The organism is Nocardia tenerifensis NBRC 101015, from assembly GCF_000308715.1.
GTDB lineage: Bacteria > Actinomycetota > Actinomycetes > Mycobacteriales > Mycobacteriaceae > Nocardia > Nocardia tenerifensis.
On the sequence record NZ_BAGH01000524.1, the window covers coordinates 1 to 6,423 of the forward strand.

Consider the following 6,423-nt stretch of genomic DNA (forward strand, 5'->3'; position numbering starts at 1 on the left):
GTCGGCGAAAAACGCCGCCACATCCGTCTTGTCGTACCAACTGCCGTCGACGCCGCCGTTGGCGCCGTTCAACAGATACAGCGTGGGGGCGGGCGCGTCCGGGTCTACCGCGCGTAGAACCCGCAGGCGGACAATGGAGTTCATCGCGGCGGAGTAGACCCCGGCGTCGATGAGGCGCGCCTGCTCGAAGCGGAGATGGTCGAGGTGTGCGGCGGTAGAGCCTGGGTCGGCCGGTGCCACAACGGGATTCATTGCGAGCAGGCCGACGCCGATGATCGTGGTCAGCAGCCGGGCGGCGCCGCGCCGAGGACGCGCCGACTTGGATGGTGCCATCAGTGCACTCCTATCTCGGGCGGGACCGCGCCGTCGGCGGTGGCGAGCACGTCGATCAGCGTCGCCATGGCGGGGCGGTCGTGCAGATCGAGGTCGGTATCGGTGGTCAGCCAGCGCGAGCCGTGCGGAAGATACTGGCGCAGCGCCACTCCGGAATCGGGGATGCCGAGCCGGGCGAGCAGGGTGGCGACGACCTGACGGCTCATCGCGGCGAGTTCATGGGTCGGGCGGTTGCGATGGACGCGGATGCCGAGGTCGACCTGTCCGATCGCGCGGGCGCCGCGGCGTTTCCAGGCGTCGAGCACGATCCCGATCTCCACGCCGTACCCGGGCGCGAACGGGATGGCGGTCAAGAACTCACGGGTGGCGGCGTATTCGCCGCCGAGCGGCTGGATGAGGTCGGCGAGGTCGGGCACCAGCGCGGTGAGCAGCGGGCGGGCCAGCAGCTCGGTGACCCGGCCGCCGCCGAGCCCGCCGGGCCCCGACCCGGCCAGCGGGCGTCGGTAAAACCCCTTCACCAAACACAATTCGTCGTCCGCGAGTAGGGGAGCGAGCAGCGAGGGCACGAACAGCGGACTCGGCGCGACGAGATCGGAGTCGACGAACACGATCAGGTCGCCGCGCGCGACCGCGAGCGAGCGCCACAGCACCTCGCCCTTGCCCGGCCGCGGCCGCACGCCGGGCAGGGCCTCCTCGCGGGTGTAGACGGTGGCTCCGGCGGCGCGGGCGTCGGCGACGGTGCGATCGATGGATCCGGAGTCGACCACGAGCAGCTCGTCGACCAGGCCGCCGAGCAGCCCGCGCACCGACGCGACGACGCCTGCCACGGTATCCTGCTCGTTCAGTGCGGGGATGACCACCGAAACGGTGCGGCTCCCTTTGCGTTCCAGTAACTCGTCCGGCGACCAGGTCGGGTGGAACACGGTGGCTCCGAGGGGCGAGACGGCCATGGGCGGTCCTTTCCTGATCGGCTCGTCAGCGGCCGGTGTCGAGTGCGAGGGTGGTGCGGGCCGACCAGATTTCGGACCAGGATCGGGTGGGGTCGTCGCCGCGCCATACCGTCACGGAGCGGGAGATCCCGGGGAAGCCCAGCGGGTCGTCGGCTCGGCTGAGCACGCGCAGGGACGAGAACATCGGCCGCAGAACGGGTTCGGCGTCTCCCGCCGTCACGTAGAGGACGGTCGTCGCCGAATCCGGCGGCGTGCCGAAGTAGGCGAAGCCGCGATTGGGGCTGTAGACCGGGGGCAGGTGCGCGCCGAGCTGGTCGATCGCCGCGGCCTGCCAATAGGTTTGGGTGACGATCACCGTCCGGCCGCGCTCGGCCGGGTCCAGCTGTGCGTAGGCGCCGGAGACGGCGGTGAGGAGCTCGGGCCAGCCGGTAGTGCCGAAAAGCCGTAGGCGCGTATAGAGTTCGCGCGGTGACGAGGTGGGCTCGTGCAGCCGCGAGATCGGTTGCGGCAGCGCCATGATCACGCCCAGTGCGATGGCCAGGGACACCGCCGCGAGCGCCATCTCGCCGCCGCGCCGCCATCCTCGCCGCACCGCGTCCTGCGCCGTCACCGCGCCGGCGGCGAACAAGACCGGCAGCAGTGCCGCGAGGTAATAGGGTCGCCCGCCGCTGAGCACGACGAAGCCGACCAAGACCAGTGCGACGACGGTGAGGAAGCGGTACTCGGCCAAGCTGGGGCGGCGAAGCAGACCCCAGAGCCCGCACACCGTCAGCACGGTGCCGAGAAGCCCGGCGAGCAAGGCGAATTGGACGGGCAGGCCGAGCGCGCCACCGGTGGCGGCCGACTGTTCTGCGCGAATGACCCGGCCCATGGCCACCTGAGGCCAGCCGTGCGCGGCCTGCCACGCCAGGCTCGGGGCGGCCGCCACCGCGACGATCAGCGCGACCAGCAACGGCGTTCGGCGACGCGTGCTTCGTCGCGGCCCGAATACCGCTGCGCCGAGCACGATCCCGGCCAGCACGACCGGCACCAACAGCTTGACCTGCAGATCGACGGCGGCGACCGCGGCGGCGGCCAGGAGCACACCGTCGCGCCGGGCGCGGACCCACGCCACGACGAGCCACAGCACCGTCGCCGACAGGGTGGCGTCGAAGGCGAAGGTGGACAACGTCGCCGCCTGCGTGATCGCGAACGGGCACACCGCGTAGGCCAGGCTCGCCAGCGACTGGGCCCCGGCCCGGCCGCCGAACTCGCGGGCGAGCGCCGCGGCGACGACGACCCCGCCGACGGTGAGGACTATCGAGGGAAGACGCAGCGCGACAAGCGAATCCGGGGCGAGCACATCGACGGCCCTGGCCACCGACGGAATGAGCGGACCCTGGTCGACGTACCCGGCCGCCGGTCGCCGACCCGCCGCGAGGAAGTACAGCTCGTCGCCGAAGTAGTCGTAGCGGGTGGACCGGGCGATCAGGATGAACCCGGTCACCGCCGCGATCACCGCGACGGGCAGCGTCGCGAAGCGCGGCGGCCCGGCCGCCGATTCCACGCCGGACCGGTCGGCTACCGCGTCCGCGCGGGCGATCACGCGTCGCTCCCGGCCGGGCCGCGCGGCATGGCCAGCGTGACGACGGCCAGCGCCGCGGCCGCCGCCGCGACGGCCCAGAGCACCGCCGTGTACGCCGTGAGATACGCGTGGGCGGTGGCCGCCTTCGTCACCGTGGGGGCGGCCTCGTCGACGCGGTGAAAGAACAACCCGCCGAGCGCGACCACGCCCGCGGAGGTGCCGAGCTGTTGCAGCGTGGGGACGGTCCCCGACGCCGAGCCGGTGATCCGGTCGGCGACCCCGGCCAGCATGAGCGCGGGCAGGGGAGCGGCGAAACAGCCCATCCCCACACCCGCGACGAGCACGGGCGCGCTGAGCGTCACGGTGTCGACGCTCACCGCGTGCGGGCCGATCACCACCGCGATGCCGACGACGGCGCCCGCGTAGATCAGCATGCCGACGGTGAGCGCCCGCGGTCCCCACCTGGTCACCAACAGCGGCGAGCTCAGCGCGCCGAGCGCGCCCCCGAGTGCGAAAGGCGCCATGAGCCAGGCGGTCTGCATCGCGGTCATGCCGAGCCCCGACTGCGCCGCCACCGAGACGCTGAACAGAAATCCGCCGAACAGTCCGAAGAAGCCGACGGTCAGGACCGCGCCGAGCGCGAAACCCCGATCGGTGAACAGCTCGGCGTGCACCAGCGGGCCGCCGCCGCGGCGGGTGAGCCGATACTGGCGCGCCGCGAAGACCGCCAGCAGCGCGCAGCCGCCGACGATCATCGCGAGTAGCACCGGCGGCCAACCCTTTTCGCGGCCGATCGCCGCCGGGCACAGCACGAGGAACAGTCCGAGCGTCGAGAGCAACGCCCCCGGCAGATCCAGTCGCTCCCGCTCCTCCGAAAGACTCTGTCGCAGAAACCGATACGCCAGCGCCAGCCCGACCAGGCCGAGCGGGACATTGATCAGGAAGATGGCGTGCCAGCCCACCCCGAGCGGATCGATCGCGATGAGCACGCCACCCGCCAGCGGACCGGTGATCGCCGCGAAACCCGCTGCCGCACCGTAGATTCCGAACGCCAGAGCGCGACGCGCCGGTGGAAAGGACGCCGTGATGATCGCGATCGTCTGCGCCGACATCGCCGCCGCAGCGAGCCCTTGCACGCCGCGAGCGACGATCAACTCCGCCCCGTACCGCGACAGCCCGCACCACAGCGAGGCGGCCACGAAGACGGTGAGCGCGCAGAGGAACACGCGCCGCCGGCCGAGGAGGGCGCCCAGCCTGGCGGCCGTGAGCAGCGTGCAGGCGAACGTCAGACTGTAGAGCGAAACCACAAGCAGCTGAACGGCGTCGGAGGCGGCGAGGTCCGCGGCGATCTCCGGCAGCGCGGTGTTCACGATCGTCAGGTCGAGCATCTGCAGGAACACGGCGAGCAGGCACGCCCCGAGCGCACCCCACGCGGCCATGGTGATCGGGGTGCGCTCGGTGGCCGCCCGGGTCGTCAGGGACGCCGTCACGACAGCGCGCCGACGCGCGGCGCGTAGTCGCCGTCGGCGGCGACCGCCGCGAAAACGGTTCGGGTCGCCGCGATATAGCGGTCGACCGCGGCGTGCGCCTGCGGGGTGTCGGGGAAGAGCAGGCTCAGCTGGGTGATGTCGGTGAACCGGTTGACCCAGATGTAGACCTCGCGCGACATGCCGCGGCTGGCGAACATGCCGCCGTTGATCTGGTCGAACATCTCCACGCCCGGGATCTTTCGCACGTCGACGTAGGACAGCATCCGCGCCGTCCAGCCGGGCTGCGTGTGGATGCCGAACTCCGGCGGCGCGAGTTCCAGTGCGCGGTACAGCGATACGTCGGTGAGATCCTTGCCGCGGTCGTAGGCCTGCTGCGCGCGCGAGACGATCGTGGCGAAGCTGTCGGCACGCTCGACCGAGAACTCGACCGGGATCAGGCTCGTGTACCAGCCGACCGAGTTCGTCTCCCCGGCCGTGGCGCGGGTATTCACCGGCGTGAGACCGAAATACCAGTCCCCGCCGGACATCTCGCTCTCCACCAGCGCGGCGGCCGCGAACAGCCCACCGGTGAAGCGAGCGCCGTTGGCCGTGCAGATCTCTTCGAACCGCAGCGCGTCGGCCTCGTCGACCAGATGCACCGTGCGCTGCGCGCCGCGGATGTAGCGCTGGGTGCCGACCCCCAGGTCCGCCGGAAAGCTCGGCACGTCGCCGCCGTTGCGCCGCAACAACTCCAGCCAGGTCCGGATATTCGGTGACTGCGCCGTCATTTCGGCGGTGCCGCGCCGTTCGCGCTCGCAATAAGCGAGGTGCCCGTCCACCGGTTGCGGCGCGAGTTTCCCGCCGGACAATTCGTTCCCGTACAGCATCAGCAGATCCACGCAGCTCAACGCCTGCGCTACGCCGTCGGTGTGCAAATGGTCGACGCCCGCGTACACGGTGAACGAATTCTCGTGCTCGATAACGCCGAAACTCCAGCAATCCCACCAGAGCGCGCTCGGCGTCACCATCTCGACGTGCGCGCGGATCGCGGCGCTGTCGGCCATGTCGCCGTGCTCCTCCGGCACGAGGTCGATGTCGGTCGGCGCCGCCACGTGTCGTACGACGCTGCCGTCGTCGCCGACGGCGAACCAGCTCAGGAACGTGTCGTGGCGGCGCAGAAAAGCGGTGAAAGCCCTGCTCCAGGCCGCGTGGTCGGGGGATCCCGGGATCGTGAACGAGATCATGCACAGCCGGGAGCCGCCGAAGCCCGCGGCCGCGTCGCGATGCAGCGAGCGCAGATATTGTTCCTGCTGATGCGACGGCGGCGTCGGATGGGCCGGCGCGCGGCGCACCGCCTCCAGCGACCGCGGTGACGCCGTCCAACTCGTGAGCCGCCCCGGCGCCGGAACCCATTCCTCGATGAACCCGAAACTGACCACAGGTACCCTCAATTCGTGCCGATGGGGAAAATCCCCAATAAATCCGGCCGCGACGCGAACGCGTCCGGGGTTCGGGCGGTGCAACCGCCGTCACAGTCATCGAGTTAACGACATGGACCGCGCCATGGTCTATGCGAAGCGGGCAATCCTGTGAAGTGCACCAGTCGGGAACCTATCCGGCTGGCCCGTTACCCAAACAAAGCGTCGGCCACTTGTCCGCGCTCAGCACGGCGTCCTAACTTCGATGCCACAGCAGCACAACCAACCACAGGACGGCCGGGAGGTACCGCATGGCTGCCTACGCCGTGAAAAACATAGCGCGACAACGTATTCGGAGAGCATCGGGCCGCGCCGCCGTCGCGCTCGTGGTGCTGATCGGCGGTTGGACGCTGCCGATGGCATCGACCGGATACGCCGGTGCCGAACCGGTTTCGCCGTCCGCCGCCTCGGACGGTTCGCACGTTCTGTCGGTGCGCCCCGGCGCGGGCCGGCTGCTCTCGGTCACCGTGTACTCCACCGCCATGGCCGCGCCGGTCGATCTGGAAGTGCTTCCGGCGCAGGATAGTTCACGCCCGGTGCCGACCCTGTACCTGCTCAACGGGGCGAGCGGCGGCACCGAGGGCAGCAACTGGACCGATCAGACGGATGTGGCGGCGTTCTTCGCCGAT

General features: G+C 70.6%; 4 protein-coding genes and 2 pseudogenes. 1 reads left to right on the forward strand and 5 read right to left on the reverse strand.

What is annotated here, in order from left to right:
• From ON39_RS35060 to ON39_RS35080, 5 genes and pseudogenes are all read right to left on the reverse strand, one after another.
• Positions 1-333 (reverse strand): annotated as a pseudogene (locus tag ON39_RS35060) (esterase family protein); the annotation flags it as partial.
• Positions 333-1,283, reverse strand: coding sequence for a glucosyl-3-phosphoglycerate synthase (locus tag ON39_RS35065; protein ID WP_040740614.1), 951 nt, complete (start codon positions 1,281-1,283; stop codon positions 333-335). The pseudogene ON39_RS35060 and the gene ON39_RS35065, both read right to left, overlap by 1 nt.
• A gap of 25 nt (positions 1,284-1,308) precedes the next feature.
• Positions 1,309-2,868 (reverse strand): glycosyltransferase family 39 protein, encoded by a 1,560-nt coding sequence (locus ON39_RS35070; protein ID WP_051187494.1) that lies wholly within the window; start codon positions 2,866-2,868, stop codon positions 1,309-1,311.
• Positions 2,865-4,337: an MFS transporter gene (locus tag ON39_RS35075; protein ID WP_051187495.1), complete on the reverse strand. Its 1,473-nt coding sequence runs from the start codon at positions 4,335-4,337 to the stop codon at positions 2,865-2,867. Before ON39_RS35075 ends, ON39_RS35070 begins: the two co-directional genes overlap by 4 nt.
• Entirely contained in the window at positions 4,334-5,839 is a 1,506-nt protein-coding gene (locus ON39_RS35080) for a condensation domain-containing protein (protein ID WP_246003266.1), read from the reverse strand. Before ON39_RS35080 ends, ON39_RS35075 begins: the two co-directional genes overlap by 4 nt.
• A gap of 206 nt (positions 5,840-6,045) precedes the next feature.
• Between ON39_RS35080 and ON39_RS35085 the strand changes: the two are divergent.
• Positions 6,046-6,423, forward strand: a pseudogene (locus ON39_RS35085) (hypothetical protein); the annotation flags it as partial.